This is a genomic window from Anaerobacillus alkalilacustris (genome assembly GCF_001866005.1).
Classification (GTDB): Bacteria; Bacillota; Bacilli; order Bacillales; family Anaerobacillaceae; genus Anaerobacillus; species Anaerobacillus alkalilacustris.
On the sequence record NZ_MLQR01000036.1, the window covers coordinates 162508 to 186528 of the forward strand.

Sequence of the window (24021 nt, forward strand, 5' to 3'; positions counted from 1 at the left end):
ACCCTCAAATTGAAGTTACGTTAAATGGCATGAATACCCATATAAAGGAGAGTGCTCAATTAATGAAGTATTTTATTGGTTTAAACCAAGACAACCATGCTCCAATTTCTAATGGTAATGTTTTAGCTTGGATCCAACAGTACGATATCGGTTGTCTCCCAGTCGATAAAATAAGCCAATTCTTTTTTCCGAATTTCGATCTTTCAAGCGCAATGTTTGATACTCCTGGATCCTACGTACTTGCGAAAGATCATAATGAAAAGATTTGGTATGACCCGTATGGAATGGTAAAAGAAAAGTTAGGACAAATAGGTGAAATTGTATCAATAAATAATACTCAATACATCAATGGTTACGGGATATATGAAGTCGTTTCTCATAAAGGAAATACGGTTGTCAAAACGAAAACATGGGCACCACCTTTTCAAAATTCTCTAATACGATCTATTGAAGTTAAAACTCTTCGAAATAATGCTTCAACGGTAACGATCTACCCGGTCGTTCATTTAAAAAATGTTGTTCAAAGAAAAGATAACATATTTATTTCAAGAATTTCCGAAAATCAGTGGCTAGCAACAACTGTTTCACCAACTGGCGAAGGATTAACTGGTGAAGTTCCTATAGTAGTCACACAAGGCCCAGTAACCATCTTTGAACATAGTCTAATCCCTGTTCCTTTAGTTTTTACCGTTCCTGACCAAACGATTTCTCAAAAACAATATAGCCAACCTATTTATCAAGTATTTGCTGCTGGTGCTACGAAAGAAGAAGCACTTCAACAGTTAAATGACACACTACTTACAGTTAGACAGAGCGAACAGCAAACACTTCAATCCTGGGAAAAATGGCATCAAGATACTATTAATATAGGTACACTTCCAACACCACTTGACTACTACTGGACACTTAGTAACACTGTTGCAAAAATGAGTATGCAAAAAGACGGCACCCCTATCATAATTGGCTTTAAGCCATATCAAGGTAACGTGTGGATTCGGGATAGTTTATGGATCGCCTCATCTTTAGCGCTCTCAGGACATTACGAAGACGCTATAGATGCTTTGTATGCAACATTAAGTTACTTAATTGAACGTCCTGATGGTAACTACTATTTTGCGTACAATGTCGTCACGCGTTTGCCAAACGAACATGCATTTGAAAATGACACGACCGGATTAATCCTATATGGCATTTGGCAGGTTTGGTCTTTAGTAAAAGATCGAACAATTATTAACGATTTATGGCCGATTATCGACCAGTCTACTGAGTGGATTTTAACGAATCGAGATGCTAGCGGTTTAATTTTCCCTGATGCAGGCATTTGGGAAACATTTGGGCCACATTTAGATGAGAATTTTGAACACATGACGTGGACATCTGCCATTTCAGCTTTCGGTTTATTGAAAGCAGCTGAAATGGCAGATGCAATTCGAGAAAATGAAAAAGCTAGTCGCTATAGACAGGGTGCATTTGAATTACTACAGGCAATCGGTAAACATAATGTCCATAACGGAATCGTATGTCGTTCAAAAGAAACAAAATTATTAGATGCTTCCGTCACTTTATTTTTCTCTGAGTTCCCACTATTTCCAAAAGAGTGGCTTTCCCCTACAATAAAGGCCATTCAACAAAGGTTACAAGATCCTTTTATCGGTGGAATATGGAGACATGAAAGCTTAACAACCGAAGAAGGCGATTTAAAACCGTGGACTGGGCCTACATTTTGGTTTGGTGAGGCTTTATTAGCCAATCAAGAAACAGACGAAGCCTGGAAATATTTTTACCATAATTATCATAACAGTGCGTTTTGTGGTTTATTACCGGAGTTACTCTATAGTAAAGGGCGTGCTAGAGGGATCGGGATGCCTAGTTACTCTCAATCAGGCGTTATTCGATCTTTGCTTTTCTATTACAATCTGTTTCACAGAGATGATTTATCCTAATTTATCTATCGAAAAAACAAGCGAAGTCCCCCCACCTTTAAATGGGGTACTTCGCTTTATCATGGCAAAATAAGATTACCAATCACCCAAATGAGAAAGAAACTAACTAAGATCGTAATATTTGAAAGTGTTCCGACAAACTTTTGATCGTATTTAAATTCAACAGAATACGGAAGCACAGAGAAAGATACAGGAAGAATGAAACCTATCAGCACAGTATATTTAAACATTTCATCATAAGGTAGTGAGTAAAACAGAAAAAGCCCAAAAGCTAAACCAATACCGTACCTAATTGATATGAATTTAGCCATAAGCTTACTATGCTCTCGATTAAACGAAAAGTTAAGGTATATTCCTAATAAGAGTAAAGAGAGTGGCATGTTTGCTAGAGAAATGATTTGTGATACATCAAGGACAATTCGTGGAACTTGAAGACCGATCACACTTATTGTACATACAATTATATAAGTCATTAATGGAATTGATTTTGAAACTTTTATTAGAAGTTGCTTACCCTCAAGTCTAACTTTTTCTCCTGAGTAAATACTCCCAATAAGATAGATTAAACCAAATACAATAAAGGCATTTCCAACATCAAACATTCCAAAATATTTAAGTCCTGGCTGCCCCCATATTCCTTCGACGAGAGGATATGCAAAGAGTCCAATATTAAAGCCTGGTAGCATCATTGCTACCATACCTTTCGTATTTCTTTCTTCTTTTTTAAATGCTATAAGTCCAACGCAAGCCAAAATTAACCCATAAATGATCGCAATCACAATTAATAGAATTAGTGACATGTCAATAGTAATACCATTAAAGGTAACAATGATCAGTGATGGTAGTGTTATATTAAAAACTACTCTCCCTAAAGCCTCTCCATCTCTTTCCTTAATAACATTAGACTGCCTTAACAAATAACCTAAACCAATGATCACGACAGAATACAAGAATTGTAGATTAAAACTATCCAAGAGACACTTCCTCCTAATTACAGCTTGAAAACACTCTTGTTTTCCCCATAACACGTATTATATCATACTACTACCTAATTAAATGGAAGGATTTACATCGTCGAAAGTTCTACCATTTTATAGTTTGAAATAATCTAATATGTTACCATGGTTTCATATAGATAATGTGACCTATTATTAGTTACCTTATATCACAGGCATAAGAATAACTAATCATCAATCAGCTTTCACTGATGAAGATTGGTCTATATCAGACCTTTAGGATCAGTTAATCCCCCACCTAAACTTTTCGATTTCCTCAAGTTTTGAGGTGGAGGTCTTACTGACACTTAAGAGTGGGATAAATTGAAAACGTTAACGAAAGTTGGTCGAAGGATGAAATGGACTTCTCGATTAATTTCTATTATTACGACACTATTTATCGGTTCAGGTATTACCTTGTATTACTTAGAGATAGAACACCCGTTATTTATTTACTCACTAATCGGAACTATTGTAGGTTTCGTTATTTTTTGGTGGATTGGTGCATTATATGATCGATTAATTTATTATCAAAAGCAATTAAAGGAAAAAGAAGAGGAATTAAAAGAGATTTTTAATAACGCCAATGCATGTATTAGTTCTCTCGATTTAAAAACAGGAAAATATAAAATGTCCTTAGGGACAGAGAAATTACATGGTTATAAACAAGAGCACTTTAATCAATACCCACAATTATGGAAAGAAATGATACATCCTTTTGATCTTCCGACAGTAGAAGAGAATGAGAGAAAAATTTATATCGAAAAAAAGAAAGGAACGCTTACTCATGAGCACCGAGTAATACGAGGTGATGGGGAAATTATATGGCTAGTAGCACACATCACTCCTGTATTCAACTCAAAAGGAGAAGTGAAAAAAGTAAATGTGTTTTCATACGATATTACAGATCGTAAAAATGCTGAAAAATTAATTGAACATATGGCATACCATGATAATTTAACAAATTTGACTAACCGGCCGTTTTTTAGTAAGTTGCTAGAAAAATCGATTTTAAATTGTAAACGAAACCATAATAGCTTAGCCATTATGTATCTTGATATTGACCATTTCAAACAAATAAACGATACCTTTGGACATGCTGCCGGCGACCATTTGTTGGTGGAAATTGCTAAAATATTAACTGAGAGCGTTCGCATTAACGACGTTGTCTGTCGTCATGGTGGTGATGAATTTATTATTTTGTTAGAAAATGTTAGGCATGAAGAAATCAAAATTATTGCTAAGAGAATTATTAAGGAACTATCAGCCCCAATTACGATCTTAAATGATCATAAAGCTTACATCTCCCCGAGTATTGGTATCAGTTTATACCCAATAGATGGCGAAGATGAAGAGACTTTAATAAAAAGAGCCGATTCAGCTATGTATTCTGTTAAAAAAAGTGGAAAAAACAACTATAAATTTTACTCTTCCTAGAGTTTAAAACCATCAAATCCAAATGAATAAAGAACTAAAAAAAGAGAGGATCTCTCTCTTTTTTTAGTTCTTCGCCTAAGTAATACTAAATAACACTAAGATCTGCCAAATCTCAATAAGTGGTGTTACTTTACATCATTAAGTATTACCAAATCACACCCACGATTCGATGTCGTCATCGTCAATATCTTCATCCGCCTCATCTTCTGTTGATGGTGACATATCTTTTTCATGAGTTTGAGTTATTTCTGTTTGTTTAATAGTCATAGGTGGCTGCACATCTGTCTGTTCTTCTATTGTTGAAGCTATCTCATGTTGATTGACTATTCCATTTGCGGTTTCAGCTTTCATAGCCGATAGAGTGGCGCCAGAGATGTCACGGTTTGCAGGTATGAAGTTTTGAAGATTTCTAATTCCATTTTCTTTAATTTCATTTTCAATTAGATATCGAATAGAATCCATTAAGTTCAATTGACAATTAATCCAATCCAAAACCTCTACCGCTTCGGTTTTTTTCGTTTTTAAGCTGATGTTGTCACCAGCTTTTTTTTGTTTTTTCATTTCTCCTCACCAAATCCTTATTTAAATTAAACGATTTGTTTAGCCTTACTTTTTAAAGTACTATAAATTTTCCCACGAACAAAAGCATCAAGTCCTTGGGCATTCATTATCACTGCATATTGTGATGGAATATATAAAAGCTTAATTTCACGTTGGTCACACAACTCTTTAAGCATTGGGTATAGGACCGTACTCATTAAAATGCTACCTCCACCATATACACATATAATATCAATTTCATTTCTTGCCTTTGTTAACTGTTTTCGGATGTTCTGTGAAATTTGCTTTGCTTGTCCTTCAAGCGGCCTTTTTAATGTCTTGATTGCCCTAGCGTAAAATTTGTGGTTAGGATTTTTTATCACATCACTGAAAAATTGCCTTGGGCTATCTGGAAGGTGGATTAGTTTATTAAAGTCAGCTAGCGCTTCCTCGATTGCATATCCAGCCCCATGATTACTTCCATGGACAAACTGACGTAAAAATTTATTCCCCTCAGTTATTGGGTACTCAGTCGAACCATCACCTATATCTGTATGCAGTATTCTCTTATCTTTAAAATAGCTACCGTTAAAGTCTTTTTTGAAGTCGTAAGTTTCAATGAATTCTTTGAAAATATCTCCTTCTCTCCAATGACCTTCTTTATCCTTTTGCAGCGTAAAAATTACTGGTGTTGCTTCAGGAATGACTTTAGTAAAATCAAAACTTACTTTGACTGCAACACGTTGCTTTCCTAGATGAACAGTCACATGATGCGCTGCACCCATAAATCGTTTTTCAAATTTAGATGAAGATTCATCAGTATGCTGTGTAATCGGTAATGCAGCAGCCATGTCGACTTGAACATCAACTGTTTCAGGGATTTTTTTCTCATCTTCATACGCTTTTTGAACTGCAACTGCAGCAATCTGCGCTAATGTGTTTGCGACCGGTAAATCCATGTCACATTTCTGATCAATACCTACTTCCATATTATCTAGTATTTCTCCACTCTCAAGAGCAAACTTCCCAATATAATACATACCTGGCTTTGCAGAAGGAGAATCGATTGTAACTACCAATTGATCTTGAAGATTTTTGATAAAACTTTCTGGAGCTTGCTCCTCGCTCCAAGGTAATTCATCAACTACACAATTTACGTTTGGTTGTTGAATTAGCCTCCCATCAATAATAATATCATGCTCACTGTTGCCATTATCGTTCCCAACAAAAAAGTGATACTGCATAAATATTGCCTCCCTACTAAACTATTATTTTTTTCATTTTTCTATTATTAAAGGATGTATTACCTAGTAATACACGGTGATGTTTAGTAATACTTTATATTATTTTTTTGGGTATTACACGAATGAATGAAGCTCTGACTACATCCTATACAACATAAATAATTCCACCTTTATCTTTGAATCTCCTGCAAGCTTAGATACAATAAGCGAATAAAAGTGATATTTGGTAATATTTCTTCCATTCTTTTTAATAAAGTTATGCTTTTTTCCCCTGTCGCCAATCACTGTATGTACAAAAAGAGAACATTGATTAGAAAAAAACTAAAGCAATGCTCTCTATAGTCCTAGTATGACCGAAGAAAAAATCTCTTCTATTTCACGGCACTTCTAAACTCTAAATTTAGCAATTTCTTTTTGAAGCTCTTCAGCCATTTCACTTAAAGACTTAGCTGAGGCAGATATTTCTTCCATCGAGGCTAATTGTTCTTGAGATGAGGATACAATACCTTGCGAACCTGCTGCACTCTTAGATGCGATCGATTGTACTTCCTGAACGGAAGCTGCCACCTCCTCAGAGTTTGCAGATATTTGTTCTGAAATGGCAGACACTTCTTGGATTTGTTCTGCTACTCTGTGGCTCGCTTCTAAAATATTTTGAAATGCTCCTCCAGCCTCATTAACATCAATCGTTCCCGCTTCCACTTCTTTCACAACATTCGCCATAGCGCTGATCGATTGAGTTGTGTCTTCCTGGGTTTTTCGAATTAGTTCCCCGATTTGTCCTGCAGAGCGCTCTGATTGTTCAGCAAGCTTTCTTACTTCATCAGCGACAACAGCAAATCCTTTTCCATGCTCACCTGCACGTGCCGCTTCGATTGCAGCATTCAAAGCTAACAGGTTTGTTTGATTGGCTATTTCTGTTATGGCAGAAACAATGACGCCAATTTCCTCAGACCTCTCTCCTAACTGCTTGATGGTTGAAGTCGTTGAACCAACTGAATTTGAAATATTGTACATTTGCGCAACTGCTTTTTCAATTTTTTGATTTCCATCGGTTGCAATACTGGATGATTCTTGTGCCATGCTTGTAACATCTAAGGAAGCTTGTGCAATGCGCTGAACTCCTACACTTACCTCTTCCATCGCTTGAGCACTATTCGTTGCCACCTCGGCAGACACTTCAGACCCTTTGGCTACGTCATCAATATTCCGCACGACATGTTCTGTTGCTGCTGTTGTTTGTTCTGCACTTGCAGATAATTCCTCTGAAGAAGCTGCCACTTGTTGTGTTGCATTATTCACACTTTCGATTAACCCTCTTAAACTTTCCGTCATCGTGTTCACAGAAGTACTTAATTGCGCGATTTCATCTTTTGATTTTGTACTAATCGCTTCTCCACGAAGGTCACCATCGGCGATTAAATTCATTCTCTGAACGACTTTTAATATTGGTTTAACGATATTATTCGCTATAGTAATGGCTACAATGACGCCAATGACCATAGCAACTATCGATAAGGTAATGACTAAGGCTACAACTCGTATTGCTTGACTGACTAATTCGCTACCCTTTTGTTGAACCTCTAGTTGTCTTTCGTCAATCAATTCGTTAAAACCAGCTATTAATTCCCTTCCAATCATTGTCACTTCACTATTCAAAATGGCTAATGCAACTTCGTTCTCACCTCTGTCAAATGCAGCGAAAACTTGTTGTTCTACTAATTCTCCCCACTGTGCACTTTGATGAATTAACTGAACTATTTGACCTGAAGCTCCACTTTCTAATACTTCCCTTTCGATCTCTTGACTCCTTCGTGTATACTCTTCAAATCTTTGTCTATATTCTTGGTCTCCCAATAAAGCATACCCTCTTGTAACAGCAATTCTTTGAGCTATATTAATACTTAATTGAAATTCACTTGTTAGTTCTTCTATATCTACTTCAATCGTTTCTTGAACATCATTGGCTAGGTTGTTCATATTGACAACGACGGTAATACTAAGAAGAAGTAGGATCATCAAAACAACACCAAATCCTAGTAAGATTTTCATTCGTAAGCTTTTCATTTAAGCCCCTCCAAATTTATCGTTTTTCCATTCCTGTTAAGTGAAAATATCTGCTAGTTGTAACAACATTAATAAACGTTGGTCTAACTTCACAATACCTTTTATGTATTCTTGGTTTAAACCATTGAGTAAGGTTGGAGAAGGAGAGACAAGGTCAGATGAGATATCCATTACACCACTCGCCCCATCGATAATAAGCCCGCTCCCCCCCTTTTAGCCGGAAAACGATCATTTTTACTGTCTCTCTCATTTTGCAGCCTACCTCCGACCTGATTTCTAAGTTCGATAATTTCAAATAATTTACAAATATATGATAGTGATTTCTTTAAAACGAAATTATCAACCTCTTACGACTTTAAACCTATAACTTTTCATCCTTAATCTTTTAATAAGTACTAATTATATTTCTAGTCATTATAGCTTTCAGAGAAAATAATTATTTATAATTCACTTTTTACCATGTAAAAAAGGCTGTCCAAATCATCGTAATTTTTGTCGGACAGCCTTTTTTAGCTTTATATCAAACTTTAAACTTGCTAATCGAATGATTTAAATGGTTTGCTTCTTCTGCTAAAACCTCTGCAGATTCTTTTAGTTGATCTGCTGACTTTGCTTGTTCCTCAATAGAAGCCGTGATTTCCTCGATTGATGCAGCAGCTTGTTGAGTGATTGCTGCAATTGATTCAATCGCTCTAATTGTACTTTCTTTTTGTTGATCCATATCTTGAATACTTACATATAAAGTATTGAACTCATTCATCGTTTGGTCAAGTGATTTTAAAATACCTTGAAATACATTGTTCACATTTCCGACAGAGGTTTGTTGAGCGTCAAAGATATTCATACCTTCATTTACTTCTTTAACCATTTGAGATGTCTCTTTCTTAATATCGGTTACAATTTGTGCAATTTTCTCCGTTGCCTCATTTGTGTTCTCTGCCAATTTTCGAACTTCTGTGGCAACGACAGCAAATCCCTTACCAGCATCTCCAGCTCTAGCAGCTTCTATTGATGCGTTAAGTGCTAATAAATTTGTTTGCTCACTAATTTCACGGATAACCTTTATAAAGTTAGCAATCTCAGAGACTTTTCCTTCGACTAAGAGCGTTTCATTTTTAATTTTTTCCGATGATAATTTCGATAAATTCGCATGTTCCGTTAACTCATTTACGACTTCAATCGCACCAGAACTAACTTGATGAACTTGAACAGAATTTTCTTTGACAATATTTAGCCTTGATTGAACATCATTAATTTCATTCACAAACTGTTGCATGATTTTTTGAACCTCGCTAACTTCATGAGCTTGTTCCATAGCACCACTAGCAATTTCATTCGCAGCTGCCTTAATTTCCGCCGTCGTTTCAGCAGAATGCTTTGCTAATTGATTAAGGTTCTTAGTATTATCTGATACAGATATGCCTACTTGGTTCGAGCTTTTGATCAAGGAGCGAATCGTTGAAATCATATGATTAAAGCCTTGTGATAATTTCCCTATCTCATTTTCACCTTTGATTTCAGATGTCTTTGTAAAGTCGCCATTTTCAATATTTTTCATGACACCAATAATATGGTCAAGTGGTTTAGTAATTCCTCTTGCGACAAATAAACCAATGATAATACTTAAGACACCTAAAGCAATTCCTGCAACCGTAAAAATCACAGAAAGATTTCGCATTTCACTCATTAGCACTCGAATCGGGACTTCCGTAAAAACCTTCCATCCATTTGTAGTTGTTGCAAATGAGACCATATTTCCTTGACTATTCATTAAGCCACTATAATTGTCATTACTTTGGTTGATAATAAAATCATTCGTGTAGGTTATTCCAACTTTTTCTAAATTAGAATGACCAAAAATAATATGATCACTGTTTAAAAGATAAGCATTACCATGTTCGCCAATCTCTAAATCTGTATAAAGACTAGCAAATGTTTCTTGTGGAAGTTTAAATAAGATGACTCCACTAGGTGTTCGAGAATTATAAAAGGACATTTTCCTTGCCATATATACATCATTAAAATTATTGTCGATTCCCGTAAACCAAAAAGGTTTTCCATCACTTTCTAAAATGGTTCGGAACAACTCAGAGCTCGGAAAATCCCCTCTTGAAAAGGTTTCATCGACACTATCATTACCATGACCACCATATAAATAACTGCCATCTACTCCGTAAATTCGAATGGAATCAATTTCTTGTTTGGAAAGAGCCATTTGTTCAATTATTGATCTAGCTCGACTATAACTTTCTTCACGATACTTGGCACCTATATTTTCCGAAATATCTCTATTTGTAATAATCGAAACACTTACATCTTCTATTTCGAAAATTTTCAAATCAATATTAGCAGCCACTTGTTGAATAAATTGTTTTGAGTAAAACCCAGCTCGGTCTTGAACGACGCTGTAACTTGCAAAATAAGCAACCGTTAACATGATTGTTAAAGGGCCGACAGCCAAAATTAAAAACCAACCAATTAGTTTATGTTTCAAAGATATGTTGTTTTTCTTGTTTGTATTTGATCTTTTTCTGTCCAAAACATTCACTCCATTACTGGATACTCTGTATATCCTTTTGTAAATTCGTTAAAAACTGTTCTCTCGTTGCTTGGCCTCGTAGGTACTTTTGGATATTTTCAAAAATGAGGTTTGCACTTTCAGAAGGAAAGTTACTCCAATACCAACCCGTTGTTTTTTCCTGATCAATATATGTTTGAAGAGAGGCGGTAATATCGCCCAATTTTTGAGCATCATATTCAATGTTCGTGAACGAAGGGATATACTCTAAATCATTTACGATAAAAGCTTTTCCTTCCTCAGACGTAACAAGCCACTCGATAAACTCAATTGCTTCTTCTTTTACAGGCGATTGATTATGGACGATCCAATAATTTGGTACCCCAACCATGATGTAATCGTGACCTTTATCCGAAATCGGAATGGGCATTATTCCAAGATTAATATCTGAATTAAGCTCATTAATCATTAACTGTGTCCAATTTCCTTGCTGCATCATCGCTGCTTCGCCTTTTACTAGCTTCTCGACTTGTGTTTGATAGTCTGTAGATAAAGGGTCCTTATTTCCATACTGAATCGTTAAATCCAACCAATCAACCCACGCATTCATCGTTTCATCGTTTGATAGATTAATGGTCCCGTCTAAAATACCTTCTATATACTCATTTGGCGTTTCATGACTTGCCAAAGCAATATTAAAGCTATGATTTCCAAGAATCCACCATTCTGCATACCCATTTGAAAAAGGAGTGACACCCGTTGCTTTAAGTTTCCGCGCCGCTTCTCTTAATTCAGAAATAGTCGTTGGGATCGTTGTGATTCCCGCTTTAGCAAATAAATCTTTATTGTAAATATAACCGTATGCTTCTAATGCGATTGGTACTCCATAAATAGTTCCATTAACCGTTACACCATCCGTACTTCCTTCTACCGTATCATCGATCCACGAAAAATCATTTAATGGTAAAGCGATGTCTTCCCAAGGTTCAAACGATAAATAGGCTTCCGTTGTAAAAATATCAGGAAAAGTTCCTAAGCCAAATTTGGAATTTAACTCTACATCATAACTAGAACTAATCGCTCCAAGCGATTCAAATTCTATTTTTACACCTGGATAAAGACTTTCATATAATGCTGCTAACTCTTGTAATCTATCAGCAACTTCAATTTTTCGATCAAATATTCGAATCGTTACTTTTTCATCTTGCAGTTTTTCTTCTTGTATTGATAATACTTGATCTCCTCTGTTCGAACAGGCAGAAAAGATAGCTAATAGCAATACAAGCCAAATACATTTTCTCATCACTTGTTGACCTCCTAAGCTGACATTCCACTGTAATTTTTTCTGATTTAAGTGAAGATTTTCTTACTATACCATACTAAAGTAACAGAAAACCTTATTAGTTTTCGACAAATTTAATCGAGGAAGTTTAGAAAATACTTTTATTTTCTCTTTTTTCGGTTTATGATGAAAATAAGAAAAGCTTAAGTTAATATGTAAAGTGGCCGGAGAATTTGAGAGGACCCAACAAAAATAATCCATTTATTGATGGATATTTTTGGGGTCCTCTTTTTTTATCGGTACAATTTACTAGTTGAAAGGAGGCTAATAGACAGATACGCGCGCTCATTGAAAAAAACTTTAAAAGGGGGAAAGATTATGAAAGCAAAAAGATTAACGTTTCATAGTTTCATATTAATGATGTTCATTTTATCTGGCTGTATGTCCGATGATCGTATGAAAACCGTTGAGGTAAATCAACAAGCTGCTGAATCTAAGTCTAATGCTCAAAACACACGTTCAACACAAACCGTAACAAACGAACCAAAAGCTGACTTAACTCCATTATTTGAAGAAGTAAAGCATTTAGAAGGTCAGGAAGCTTTAGCCTATTTTGAAAGTTTACCAACGAAAGGTTTGTCCAATAGCGACATTTTAGATTTTTTTATTCAACTGCCTTTATCAAATGCAAATGAGGATATTGTAAATTTATTCAAAAATGATCAGTTTCAACTGTATATGAATACATATCCAACTGGTGAACCCTTTGGAAATTATCGGTGGACAATGGGGAGTGGCACCGAAATAACAGGAAGCTTCAGTAACTTAGATTTAAAACTGCCATTCACAGATTATATTTATTTGAAAGAAGGTCCGGTTGGAGACCCTACTAAAACCTATCGAATTGGTGTCGCTACACATGGTTTTGATCAGCCATGGAATGTTGGTTTAGCCGATGCTGCAAAATGGCAAAGCGACAAACATTCTAATATAGAGTTAGATGTAAGAGATGCACAATGGGATAATGATAGGATGGCTGATATTATTGATAGTTTCATTTTACAAAAAGTTGACGGCATTTTAACGTGGCCAATGGTTGAATCCGAAACAACAATTGCTCCAGTAAAAAGAGCGATTGAAGGTGGTATTCCAGTAGTAAGCGTTGACAGAATGACTGGTTATGAACAAACCACAAGTAGAGTAACGGGAAATTTTCCAGCTAATGGAGCTCAAAATGGTATGTATCTTATACAGAAACTTGCACAAGAAGGAGATCTTCATGCAAATGTCATTCTTCTTAGAAAACCGTTAGGAAGTACTGCTGATGCTATTAGAACCGGACATTTTCTCAAAGTATTAAGTTATTTTCCCGAAATTAACATTTTGAAATCGTATCATGATGCTGATCATTCTGCTCACGCATTAGCAAATATGCAAGAAGCATTAAACGAGTTTCCTATTATTGATGTTGTATTTAATACAGGTGACCACCAAGCTATCGCTGCTTACGATGCTACAAAAAGCGCGGATAGATTAAATAGTAGAAAAGATGGGAAGAAAGTTATTTTTCTTTCTATCGATGATTCAAAAACAGCTATCAATGCTGTAAGAGATGGCCTATTCGAAGTGAATACACCTTACACACCTTTTATATCTGACATTGGAATCAGAGCTTTAGTTCATCTTATTACGGAAAACGATTCGATTCCTCATGATATTATCACACCAAATATACCTATGGTTACTAGAGATGGAGCAACGATCTTCGGATTTAAAACTCAATCACCTGATGATTGGTATGAATATACTTTTGGGGCCTCACTTGAATAACTACTATAACTAGCAAAGGGGAATTATATGAAGCGGGATAAACTTTTAAAAGGGAAAAAATATCATCTAACAATTAAAACGAAATTAATTATCAGCTTCTCTATTATCGTAATTTTAATGTCGATTGTCAGTCTATTTTCGTACTCTGTGTTAAGATCATATATTAACCAGCAAAATATTATGATAGAAAAAAATGTTTTATCAAACAAAATGATAACGCTAACAAACGAGATCCCCCACGCTATATCACGTTATTTATTAAATCAAGAACCAGAAAATAAAGAAGCTGTAGATGAAAAATTTATTAGAATCAATCATATATTAGAACAAATTGAAGCGAATGTGTTCGGTGATGATGAAAGAAAGGCTTTTTATGTAGCAAGTAGAATGCTAGAATCCTATTCTGAAGCAAGTGATAAACTATTTGCATCGACCACTTTATCAGAAATGGTAGAACAAAATAATCTGATGAAAAGATACTCTAGGTTAATATCAGCTGGTATCCAAGAATATATGTCTTTAGAATTAACCCAACAAGACCTTCAACGAACTGAATTAACACAAAAAGCTAACACCACAGGTATTTTTAGCCTTGTATCTACTTTGTCAATCAGTGTATTTAGCATTTTATTTGCGACTTTCTTTTCTCTCAGATTAGGACGTGCGTTAAATAAGATGGTTCAATCTGCTCAAAATATTGCCAACGGAAACCTACAAGGAGAAGAAATTAAGAGTACCTCTAATGATGAATTAATGTTATTAGCTGAAGCTTTTAATGAGATGAAAAGAAACTTGGGTTCAATGATCCAAAAAATTGTTAAAACTAGTAATAATCTCTATGACTCTTCCTCAATGATAAAAGATGGAGTAGAACAAAGTAATCAAGCGGTTAGTCAAATTGCAGTCATTACAGAAGACGCCGTTGCTGGCGCACAAAATCAAGTAAGCGAAGCGGAAAAGACTGATGATACGGTTAGACAACTCATTCAAATGAATAAAAAAATTACAGATAAATCTGAAAATGTATTAACCGCAACCAATAAATCGATCCAAGTAGCCGAACAAGGAAACGTAAAAGTTCAGTCAATGTTAATACAAATGGATACGATACAAGAGCATGTAATGAAAACACAAGGTGTCGCAGGTGTTTTAAAAGAAAATTCATCACAAATCAAATCCATATTACAAACAATCTCGAACATTACAGCTAATACTGAATTACTCGCACTAAACGCATCAATTGAAGCTGCAAGAGTAGGAGAATACGGAAAAGGGTTTACAGTTGTGGCTAATGAAGTACGGAAGCTTGCGACAAGCTCTGCTACATCTACTGTGGAAATATCACATATTTTAACTGTAATTCAAAACCATGTAGATAGTTTATTACAAGGAATGTCAACGGCAGTTGAACAAGTAACAGATGGATCTAAGAAAGTCTTTGAAGTGGAACAATCATTTAAAGAGATCGTTGCTTCAAACAACCGTGTCGACGACGAAATTAAAAATATTTCTGAGGAAATATCAATAATGGTCAATGAAATTAATCGAATTGCAGAAATATCTAAAAATATTTGTAAAGTTTCCGTTGAAGCTTTAAATGGAAATACAGAAATCTCTTCTGTAGTAGAAGAACAACTAGCGATTCAAGAAGAATTTTTAGCGTCAGCTACAAATTTAGCTGATATTTCTAAAGAGTTGACGAATATTGTTTCAAAATTTAAAGTTTAAACTCGTTGGTACCATTTGACCTTGCCGTCTAAATGAAGTCAGAGATTGCAAAAATAATAGCGTTCATATCACTGTCATGGAATGTCTTGTGCTCAAGGCATTCCCATCTCTTAATCTTAAATTGTATATCCTATCAAAAATACATACATAGCCGAGTAAAGAGCTACCTTATGAGGAATAAAACAGAATAATTCAATTATCAAATGTTACCTATTCATGCGAATAATGAGTTACAACCTTTATATATGACCTAATAGCAGGAGTAATATACTTATTTACAATGTTTTTTGCACATGGTAAACTTTTGTGCATATAGTAAAGATATCTTTAAGCGTTTGATTTCCTTAGCGGAGAAAACACTTTTATTTTTTTGTCCAAAAAGTTGCCCAAAGGAAAAACTTATGACTTAAGGAAAAATAAATTTAGGAGGAATCTAAAATGCGAGTCTTAAAAAATATTACCGTATTTTCATCTTTAATTGTTTTCATGCGTGTTCTTTTTGGTATAGGTTGGTTATTAGCAGGAGTAACAAAAATAACGGCAAGTCATTGGTTTATGGAACCTGGAATATTTTTGAGAACCTACTTAACCGAATCACTACAAAATCCTAATACTCCAACCTTTTATAAAATTTTCATTGAAAATATCGCTTTAGAAAATGTCATGATTTTGAACTATGCGATCCCAATTGTCCAAATCGTACTTGGGTTATTTCTTATCGTTGGATTATTTACTATACCCTCTACACTCATTTGCTTATTTATGCACATTAACTTCATTCTTTCTGGCAATATGAATTTCATGAGCCTTATTCTATATACAAGTGCATTTTCATTAATTATTTTCAGAACAGATGCCTATCACTTTAGCCTAGACAACTATTTTCATTTAAATATTCTTTTGACGTTTAGAGAAAACAAAAGTAAAAAATTGGTCTCCATGGTCCCTAACAAAGAAAACCTTTCTACTAATTCGTAAAATAACTTTTATCCCACTCTTAAGGGGCAGTAAGTTAAACTAACAATCAGTGGGGGTTCTCAACTACCTAAAAAAACCGTCACTTTGACGGTTTTTTTATTACAGTATGATGCAGCTATACCTAGTGCATCTCTTTCACTTAATAAGGAGTTCTTTTTTAATCCGTGATAGCTCCTTTAGAAGCAGAGGATACTAACCGAGCGTATTTCGCTAACATTCCTCTTATCTTTTGTTCTGGTGGCGTCCAATCCTTCAATCTTTCTTTAAACTCCTGTTCAGAAACATTAACAGTGAGTTCCTGTGTTTCACTATCGATCGTAATCAAGTCACCTTCTTGAATTAAGGCAATAGGGCCACCAACTTGGGCTTCAGGAGAAATATGTCCCACAACTAAACCATGTGTACCGCCAGAGAAACGTCCATCAGTGATCAATCCTACTTTTTCTCCGAGACCTTTTCCAACGACAATTGCCGTAATTGACAACATTTCTGCCATACCTGGTCCACCCTTTGGACCAACATAACGGATCACAATGACATCTCCTGAATGAATCTTATTATTTAATACAGCATCCGTCGCTTCCTTTTCTGAATCAAATACGCGAGCAGGACCTGTTATGGTTTTGATTTTTAACCCTGACATTTTCGCTAATGCACCCTCTGGAGCTAAATTCCCTTTTAAGATCACTAACGGTCCTGTTTTTCGTTTCGGATGTTCAAACGAAATGACTTCTTGCCCCTCTTTTAAGTGAGATACTTCGGAAAGATTTTCTTCAATCGTTTTTCCAGTAACGGTCATACAATCTCCATGTAATAGCCCCTTATCAAGAAGCAGTTTCATTACTGCAGGAACACCACCAACTTTAGATAATTCCTCCATGACATACTTACCACTTGGTTTTAAATCAGCAATGTGGGGCACGTTTTTACGAATACGTTCAAAGTCATCTAAATTAAGATCAACCTCTACAGTATGCGCTAATGCTAATAAATGAAGGACAGCATTTGTAGATCCACCGAGTGCCATGACAACCGTAATCGCATTTTCAAAAGCCTTTTTTGTCATGATATCTTTAGGATAAATTCCTTTTTCCAATAAGTTCATGACTGCTTTTCCAGCTTTTATGCAATCCTCTATTTTTTCATGATCTTCAGCAGGGTTTGATGAATTTCCAGGTAAACTCATTCCCATTGCTTCGATTGCAGAAGCCATTGTATTTGCTGTATACATTCCACCACAAGATCCAGCACCCGGGCATGCGTTACATTCAATCTTATGAAGTTCTTCTCTATCAATATCGCCATTATTATACTTTCCTACAGCCTCAAAAGCAGAAACAATATCAATATCTTTTCCATCGATTTTTCCAGCTTTAATCGTTCCACCATAAACGAAAACTGCGGGTAAATTTAAACGACCTATTGCAATCATACAACCAGGCATATTCTTATCACAACCACCAATAGCAACAACACCGTCATAATTTTGTGCTCCAACAACGGTTTCAATTGAATCTGCAATTACTTCCCGACTAGGTAATGAAAAACGCATTCCTTCCGTTCCCATCGATATGCCATCTGAAACGGTAATTGTATTAAATATGAACGGCGTTGCACCCGCTTCCAAAGCACCCTCTTTTGCTTTTCTTGCTAACTCATCAATGTGCATATTACAAGGTGTTACCTCACTCCATGTACTAGCAATACCAACAAAAGGTTTGGTGAAATCTTCATCTTTTACTCCCATTGCTCGTATCATTGCTCGATTAGGGGCACGGTTTATATCATTAAAGACACTACTACGATTTTTAGCATTATTTTTCATAAATAAATTCTCCTACCTTAAAATTTAAATATTTTTTAGTATTGCCTAAAGTAGTGCACTGTTACTCCTACCTTATTTATCGAAATGAAAATTCGGCCTTAAGATGTGTATTAATCTATTAAACCTTGGAAACAATGGTAGGGTAATAATTTAATAGATAAGGAGGTTAAAAGCTTTTAGGCTAAGAGAACACTTTAGAGGATGATGCAAAAAATGATTGAATTTGTAAAAGATACATTCTTAGTACTAGGTAGAATTTTTACAATTATACCTTTGTTATTATTTATCACTTTATTTATGGGGAAGCGTGCCATTGGGGAATTACCTATATTTGATTTTTTAATTATCGTCATTTTGGGAGCAGTTGTTGGAGCCGATATTGCCGATCCTGATATTAAGCATTTTCCAACTGCGATAGCTATCATTTCAATAGGGATCTTTCAAAGGATTATCGCAAATTGGAAGATATCGAACCGAAAAGTAGGTAGATTACTTACATTTGAACCTACAGTGGTTATACAAGATGGAAAATTTTTAAACAATAATCTAAAAAGAATTCGTTACTCTATTGATAATGTACTTCAGATGCTTAGAGAAAAAAATGTATTTGATATTAGTGAAGTTGAAACAGCCATTATTGAACCGAATGGGGCTTTAAGTGTGTTGAAAAAAACACAAAAACATCCAGTTACACTAGAAGATATGAACATAATAAAAACAACATCTACAATCTCCTTTCCCATTATCATAGAAGGAACGATGTATTCAAGTGTCTTAAAAGATCTAAATTTAGATGAGGCATGGTTACAACAGCAATTAATTCATCAAGGAGTTTCTGACATAAAAAAAGTCTTTTTTGCTTCTATAAATCGCAAAAATCAATTACATATTTCCTTAAAAGATGAAAATAATATAACGGTCCCACCTATAAAACACTAATAGATTTACTCGCATATCCATAAACTTTGCTTTATTACAGATACTTAAATTTGTGCAAACGAATATATTTACTCTCTAATTGAGAAAGATAACAATATATTATTCCTTTACTAGACCATTTGATTTAATAAATATTTACATTTTTTCTATGATTTATAAAAACAATAACTGTTTTTAGAACTACTTATTACAAAGCATATAACTTCACTTTTACTTGCAAGTTGGCTTATAATACTTTGTAAATCAACGATTCAAAATAGCTATTGAATAAATCTAAATATTTTTTTGTATTTCCATTGACAAAATAACAAATTTTATATAATAATATATATGACATTAGAATTATTATAAATAAATAGTTTAAACATTGGATGTAACATCCAAACAGACTATTTTAAATTTAAAACCACATTTTAGGAGGAATTTATTATGTCATTAATCGGAACTGAAGTATTACCATTCGCAGCAAAAGCTTTCCAAAAAGGTGAATTTCTAGATGTTACTGAACAAAACTTCAAAGGTAAATGGAGTGTTGTTTGCTTTTACCCAGCAGATTTCACATTCGTATGTCCTACTGAATTAGAAGATCTACAAAACGAATATGCAGCATTAAAAGAACTTGGAGTTGAAGTATACTCTGTATCAACTGATACACATTTTACACATAAAGCATGGCATGATCATTCAGAAGCTATTGGTAAGATCGAATACATTATGATTGGTGACCCATCACAAAAAATCTCTCGTAACTTCGAAGTACTAAACGAAGAGGAAGGTCTTGCTGATCGTGGTACTTTCATCATTGATCCAGATGGTATCGTTCAAGCCGTTGAAATTAATGCAGGTGGTATTGGACGTGATGCAAGTATTCTTGTTAACAAAATTAAAGCAGCTCAATATGTACGCAATAATCCAGGTGAAGTTTGTCCAGCTAAATGGGAAGAAGGTTCTGCAACACTTAAACCAAGCCTTGATCTTGTAGGAAAAATTTAAGGAGTTCGATAAATCATGATACTAGATGCTGATATAAAAGCACAATTAGCCCAATATCTTCAAATGATGGAGGGCGATGTGCTACTTAAAGTTAGTACAGGAACGGATGATGTATCTCGCGACATGCTGGCTCTAGTGGATGAATTAGCCAGCATGTCTTCCAGAATTAAAGTAGAAAAAACTACATTAGATAGAACACCGAGTTTCAGTGTCAATCGTATTGGCGAAGACACTGGAATCGTTTTTGCAGGTATCCCCCTTGGGCATGAATTTACTTCATTAGTATTGGCTCTACTGCAAGTAAGCGGAAGAGCTCCAAAGGTAGATCAGAAAGTCATTGAGCAAATTAAAAATATTAAGGGCGAATATCGCTTCGAATCATATATTAGCCTTACGTGCCACAACTGTCCTGATGTTGTGCAGGCACTAAATGTAATGAGCCTTATTAACCCAGGAATTTCGCATACCATGGTTGACGGGGGTGCTTTCAAAGAAGAAGTAGAAAGCAAAAACATTATGGCAGTTCCAACTGTTATTCTAAACGGGGAATCGTTTGGTAGCGGCCGTATGTCACTTGAAGAAATTCTCGCAAAAATGGGTAGCGCTCCAGATGCATCAGAATTTGCTGATAAAGCTCCTTACGATGTACTTGTCGTTGGAGGTGGTCCAGCCGGTGCAAGTGCAGCGATCTACGCAGCGCGTAAAGGTATTCGTACAGGTATTGTTGCTGAACGCTTTGGTGGCCAGGTTATGGACACGATGGGTATAGAGAACTTTATCTCTACGAAATACACGGAAGGTCCTAAACTTGTAGCAAGCCTAGAAGAGCATGTCAAAGAGTATGACATTGATGTCATGAACTTACAGCGTGCCAAAGGTTTAGAAAAAAAGGACTTCATCGAACTTGAGCTTGAGAACGGTGCTGTTCTAAAAAGTAAAAGTGTCATTATCTCAACAGGTGCTCGTTGGCGTAATGTCGGAGTTCCTGGTGAGCAAGAGTTCAAAAACAAAGGTGTAGCATACTGCCCTCATTGTGATGGTCCATTATTTGAAGGAAAAGATGTAGCTGTTATTGGCGGTGGTAACTCCGGTGTTGAGGCAGCGATTGATCTTGCAGGAATTGTAAAACATGTGACGGTTCTTGAATTTATGCCAGAATTAAAAGCTGATGAAGTCCTACAAAATCGTCTAAACAGTCTTCCTAACGTAACGGTATTAAAGAACGTTCAAACAAAAGAAATTACTGGAACAGACAGTGTAAACGGTATTTCTTACATTGATCGCGATACAGAAGAAGTGAAACATATTGAATTACAAGGTGTGTTTGTTCAAATCGGACTTGTACCAAATACCGATTGGTTAGGCGGAATCGTTGAACGGAATCGTATGGGCGAAATTATTGTAAATAAACATGGTGCAACAAACGTTCCAGGAGTGTTTGCTGCAGGTGATTGTACAGATAGTGCATACAACCAAATCATTATTTCCATGGGATCAGGAGCTACTGCATCATTAGGTGCATTTGATTACCTAATCAGAAATTAATGATTGAGCATGTTCGTATAATATAGGAAAAATAAAAGAGGCTGGGACAAAACTAGTTTCTAATTAGAAAAAAAGTGAGCTTGAGTGTACTCAATCTCACTTTTTTCCATTTATCTACATTACCACTTTTATATTCTTAGTTGTTAGCCGTGAATTTTCGAATATTCACGGCCATTAATGCCAGGCCCATTTCGTTTCCAACCTTCGATTTTCCACGTACAGAAAATCGAGTAAAACGCAAATTAGCCTTCAAGAATCCAAAAACTGGTTCTACATCGATCTTACNCTGGGACAAAACTAGTTTCTAATTAGAAAAAAAGTGAGCTTGAGTGTACTCAATCTCACTTTTTTCCATTTATCTACATTACCACTTTTATATTCTTAGTTGTTAGCCGTGAATTTTCGAATATTCACGGCCATTAATGCCAGGCCCATTTCGTTTCCAACCTTCGATTTTCCACGTACAGAAAATCGAGTAAAACGCAAATTAGCCTTCAAGAATCCAAAAACTGGTTCTACATCGATCTTACGTTTACGATAGATAGAACTCGTCTTTTCTTCTGAAAGCTTCGCTCTCACATATTCTTTTTGTTGTTCCCATTTCTCGTTCACCATTAACTTTCGATTATTACCTTCTTTTGCTTTTGTACATAATGAACGTAATGGGCATCCCGAACACTCTTCGCACTCGTATATTTTAAGCTCTCGCATAAAACCTGATTTATCGGTACGTACAGAATGATATTTAAAGGCTAAGCGCTGTTGATTCGGGCAAGTGTACTCATCTTTTTCTTCATCGTAATGCCAATTGTCTGGATTGAATTCGTTTTGTTTGTATTTTTTCTTTTGCTCTTTCAAATATAAGTTGTATGTAATTAACGCTTCTCGTTTACGTCTTGAAAGGATATCATCATAGTTCTGTTCACTGCCATAACCTGCATCTGCGACAATGTGCTTCGGTAATTCAAAATAATGTTGCTCAATTTCATCCAGGAACGGAATTAACGTACGTGTATCTGTTGGATTTGAAAATAAACTATAGGCAAGTGCGTATTGACCTTCTGTTGCTATTTGTACATTATAACCAGCTTTCAATTGACCGTTTTGCATATAATCATCTTTCATGCGCATGAACGTCGCATCGGGATCAGTTTTTGAATAACTATTACGCGTACCAAAGATTTCAAAGTCTCGTTGGTATTTCTGTTTACGTTCGATGAAATCAATCAAATGTTTGCGGACTTGCTTCGGGTACTTTCGCTCACTTCTTAACGCTTTTCGTTCCGCTACGTCCGCTGACGATTCAATTTTTTTGTCATAGTTGGTAATGACATCTTCTACTTTTTGAACCACTTGTGCAAGTTCTTCAAGTGTTAATTGTTCTTCACTTTCACGTTCAATTTCGGGCATGATTTCTTTTTCGAGAAGTTCGTTGTAAAGTTGGTTCGACTTTTCGATTAACCCTTGATGATATTTCTCGATCGATTTTTTCCAGACAAATGTAAACTTATTCGCGTTCGCTTCAACCTTTGTACCATCAATAAAAATCGCTTCTTGGTCAATGAGCTTTTCTTCGATTAATTGGCAGCGGAATTGAACAAAACATTGGCGGATCAATTCTTTTACTTCCGGTTGTACACGGAAGCGATTAATCGTACGATAACTTGGTTCGTATCCTTGTGCTAGCCACATCATACGTATGCTGTCTCTTAAAAGTTCTTCAATTTTACGACCAGAAAAAACGGATTGCGTATAGGCACATAAGATAATTTTTAACATCATGCGAGGGTGATAAGCAGGGCAACCTGTATTTCGCAGAAATGATTCGAGTGCTTCATGTGGGATACTTTCAACTAAATGGTGTATATGAAAGGCAATATCGTTATTTTGTAATTTCACTTCTAAATCTAAAGGCAAAACTAATTGATTCATGTTATAATTTTTAAACATAAGGACACTTCCTTCTGATTAGATTTGGCTTGGTAACTTAATTTTATCAGAAGTTGTCCTTATTTTATTACAAAAATAATCAAAGCCGGTGAAATTTTACTCGTCGTAAAATTTCACCGGCTTTTTCATTTCAGAGGTGGGTTTTGTCCCAGCCTCGTTCAGCTTATTCTTAAATGTAGGATTAAGTAGTAAAACTTTCAATCAGTG

Annotated in this window: 17 protein-coding genes and 1 pseudogene; 8 read left to right on the plus strand and 10 right to left on the minus strand. The window is 35.4% G+C overall.

Annotation, left to right across the window (positions count from 1 at the left end; translation table 11 throughout):
- Nucleotides 1-62 precede the first annotated feature (62 nt).
- Nucleotides 63-1943, plus strand: a complete 1881-nt coding sequence (locus BKP37_RS15390; RefSeq protein ID WP_071310506.1) for a glycoside hydrolase family 15 protein — start codon at nt 63-65, stop codon at nt 1941-1943.
- 59 nt (nt 1944-2002) lie between these two features.
- On the opposite strand, the gene BKP37_RS15395 is transcribed toward BKP37_RS15390, so the two are convergent.
- Nucleotides 2003-2917 carry an AEC family transporter gene (locus BKP37_RS15395; protein ID WP_071310507.1) on the minus strand — a complete coding sequence of 305 codons (915 nt, stop codon included), beginning with the start codon at nt 2915-2917 and terminating at the stop codon, nt 2003-2005.
- A gap of 345 nt (nt 2918-3262) precedes the next feature.
- Between BKP37_RS15395 and BKP37_RS15400 the strand changes: the two genes are divergently transcribed.
- Nucleotides 3263-4375 carry a sensor domain-containing diguanylate cyclase gene (locus tag BKP37_RS15400; protein ID WP_071310508.1) on the plus strand — a complete coding sequence of 371 codons (1113 nt, stop codon included), beginning with the start codon at nt 3263-3265 and terminating at the stop codon, nt 4373-4375.
- A 153-nt stretch (nt 4376-4528) separates the two neighbouring features.
- On the opposite strand, the gene BKP37_RS15405 is transcribed toward BKP37_RS15400, so the two are convergent.
- The 6 genes from BKP37_RS15405 to BKP37_RS15425 form a co-directional block, all read right to left on the minus strand.
- Nucleotides 4529-4936, minus strand: a complete 408-nt coding sequence (locus tag BKP37_RS15405; protein WP_071310509.1) for a hypothetical protein — start codon at nt 4934-4936, stop codon at nt 4529-4531.
- Nucleotides 4937-4962: 26 nt separating this feature from the next.
- The gene (locus BKP37_RS15410; RefSeq protein WP_071310510.1) at nt 4963-6159 is read right to left on the minus strand and encodes a ParM/StbA family protein; all 1197 of its coding nucleotides are present in this window, start codon (nt 6157-6159) and stop codon (nt 4963-4965) included.
- Between the two features lie 387 nt (nt 6160-6546).
- Nucleotides 6547-8226 (minus strand): methyl-accepting chemotaxis protein, encoded by a 1680-nt coding sequence (locus BKP37_RS15415; protein ID WP_071310511.1) that lies wholly within the window; start codon nt 8224-8226, stop codon nt 6547-6549.
- A 36-nt stretch (nt 8227-8262) separates the two neighbouring features.
- A complete protein-coding gene (locus BKP37_RS19750) occupies nt 8263-8421 on the minus strand; it encodes a CheW domain-containing protein (RefSeq protein WP_342707801.1) in 159 nt (52 codons plus the stop codon).
- 325 nt (nt 8422-8746) lie between these two features.
- On the minus strand, nt 8747-10765 hold the full coding sequence (locus tag BKP37_RS15420) for a methyl-accepting chemotaxis protein (RefSeq protein WP_071310512.1): 2019 nt from the start codon (nt 10763-10765) through the stop codon (nt 8747-8749).
- A 13-nt stretch (nt 10766-10778) separates the two neighbouring features.
- Entirely contained in the window at nt 10779-12047 is a 1269-nt protein-coding gene (locus BKP37_RS15425; RefSeq protein WP_071310513.1) for an ABC transporter substrate-binding protein, read from the minus strand.
- 357 nt (nt 12048-12404) lie between these two features.
- On the opposite strand from BKP37_RS15425, the gene BKP37_RS15430 reads away from it, so the two are divergent.
- The 3 genes from BKP37_RS15430 to BKP37_RS15440 all read left to right on the plus strand — a co-directional run bounded on the left by BKP37_RS15430 (nt 12405) and on the right by BKP37_RS15440 (nt 16562).
- Nucleotides 12405-13856 carry a sugar ABC transporter substrate-binding protein gene (locus BKP37_RS15430; protein WP_071310514.1) on the plus strand — a complete coding sequence of 484 codons (1452 nt, stop codon included), beginning with the start codon at nt 12405-12407 and terminating at the stop codon, nt 13854-13856.
- Between the two features lie 27 nt (nt 13857-13883).
- The gene (locus BKP37_RS15435; RefSeq protein ID WP_071310515.1) at nt 13884-15584 is read left to right on the plus strand and encodes a methyl-accepting chemotaxis protein; all 1701 of its coding nucleotides are present in this window, start codon (nt 13884-13886) and stop codon (nt 15582-15584) included.
- 438 nt (nt 15585-16022) lie between these two features.
- On the plus strand, nt 16023-16562 hold the full coding sequence (locus BKP37_RS15440; protein WP_071310516.1) for a DoxX family membrane protein: 540 nt from the start codon (nt 16023-16025) through the stop codon (nt 16560-16562).
- 157 nt (nt 16563-16719) lie between these two features.
- Here the strand turns inward: BKP37_RS15440 and ilvD are convergent, their stop codons facing one another.
- Nucleotides 16720-18387 (minus strand): dihydroxy-acid dehydratase, encoded by a 1668-nt coding sequence (gene ilvD, locus BKP37_RS15445; protein WP_071310517.1) that lies wholly within the window; start codon nt 18385-18387, stop codon nt 16720-16722.
- 213 nt (nt 18388-18600) lie between these two features.
- Between ilvD and BKP37_RS15450 the strand changes: the two genes are divergently transcribed.
- From BKP37_RS15450 to ahpF, 3 genes are all read left to right on the plus strand, one after another.
- A complete protein-coding gene (locus tag BKP37_RS15450) occupies nt 18601-19326 on the plus strand; it encodes a DUF421 domain-containing protein (RefSeq protein ID WP_071310518.1) in 726 nt (241 codons plus the stop codon).
- 429 nt (nt 19327-19755) lie between these two features.
- Entirely contained in the window at nt 19756-20319 is a 564-nt protein-coding gene (gene ahpC / locus BKP37_RS15455) for an alkyl hydroperoxide reductase subunit C (RefSeq protein ID WP_071310519.1), read from the plus strand.
- Between the two features lie 15 nt (nt 20320-20334).
- Nucleotides 20335-21864 (plus strand): alkyl hydroperoxide reductase subunit F, encoded by a 1530-nt coding sequence (gene ahpF / locus BKP37_RS15460; protein WP_071310520.1) that lies wholly within the window; start codon nt 20335-20337, stop codon nt 21862-21864.
- A gap of 136 nt (nt 21865-22000) precedes the next feature.
- Here the strand turns inward: ahpF and BKP37_RS19405 are convergent.
- Both BKP37_RS19405 and BKP37_RS15465 read right to left on the minus strand, forming a co-directional pair.
- Nucleotides 22001-22168: pseudogene (locus BKP37_RS19405) on the minus strand (transposase); the annotation flags it as partial.
- 77 nt (nt 22169-22245) lie between these two features.
- Complete coding sequence (locus tag BKP37_RS15465; RefSeq protein ID WP_071310521.1) at nt 22246-23814, minus strand: IS1182 family transposase; 1569 nt, start codon at nt 23812-23814, stop codon at nt 22246-22248.
- Nucleotides 23815-24021: the final 207 nt, after the last annotated feature.

What these genes read in the sequence shown, in the direction of transcription:
- BKP37_RS15450 (WP_071310518.1), top strand. Translation starts at nt 18,601, where the DNA reads ATGATTGAATTTGTAAAAGATACATTCTTAGTACTAGGTAGAATTTTT.
- ahpF (WP_071310520.1), top strand. Translation starts at nt 20,335, where the DNA reads ATGATACTAGATGCTGATATAAAAGCACAATTAGCCCAATATCTTCAA.
- BKP37_RS15440 (WP_071310516.1), top strand. Translation starts at nt 16,023, where the DNA reads ATGCGAGTCTTAAAAAATATTACCGTATTTTCATCTTTAATTGTTTTC.
- BKP37_RS15435 (WP_071310515.1), top strand. Translation starts at nt 13,884, where the DNA reads ATGAAGCGGGATAAACTTTTAAAAGGGAAAAAATATCATCTAACAATT.
- BKP37_RS15390 (WP_071310506.1), top strand. Translation starts at nt 63, where the DNA reads ATGAAGTATTTTATTGGTTTAAACCAAGACAACCATGCTCCAATTTCT.
- BKP37_RS15410 (WP_071310510.1), bottom strand. Translation starts at nt 6,159, where the DNA reads ATGCAGTATCACTTTTTTGTTGGGAACGATAATGGCAACAGTGAGCAT.
- BKP37_RS15430 (WP_071310514.1), top strand. Translation starts at nt 12,405, where the DNA reads ATGAAAGCAAAAAGATTAACGTTTCATAGTTTCATATTAATGATGTTC.
- BKP37_RS15465 (WP_071310521.1), bottom strand. Translation starts at nt 23,814, where the DNA reads ATGTTTAAAAATTATAACATGAATCAATTAGTTTTGCCTTTAGATTTA.
- ahpC (WP_071310519.1), top strand. Translation starts at nt 19,756, where the DNA reads ATGTCATTAATCGGAACTGAAGTATTACCATTCGCAGCAAAAGCTTTC.
- BKP37_RS15415 (WP_071310511.1), bottom strand. Translation starts at nt 8,226, where the DNA reads ATGAAAAGCTTACGAATGAAAATCTTACTAGGATTTGGTGTTGTTTTG.
- ilvD (WP_071310517.1), bottom strand. Translation starts at nt 18,387, where the DNA reads ATGAAAAATAATGCTAAAAATCGTAGTAGTGTCTTTAATGATATAAAC.
- BKP37_RS15405 (WP_071310509.1), bottom strand. Translation starts at nt 4,936, where the DNA reads ATGAAAAAACAAAAAAAAGCTGGTGACAACATCAGCTTAAAAACGAAA.
- BKP37_RS15425 (WP_071310513.1), bottom strand. Translation starts at nt 12,047, where the DNA reads ATGAGAAAATGTATTTGGCTTGTATTGCTATTAGCTATCTTTTCTGCC.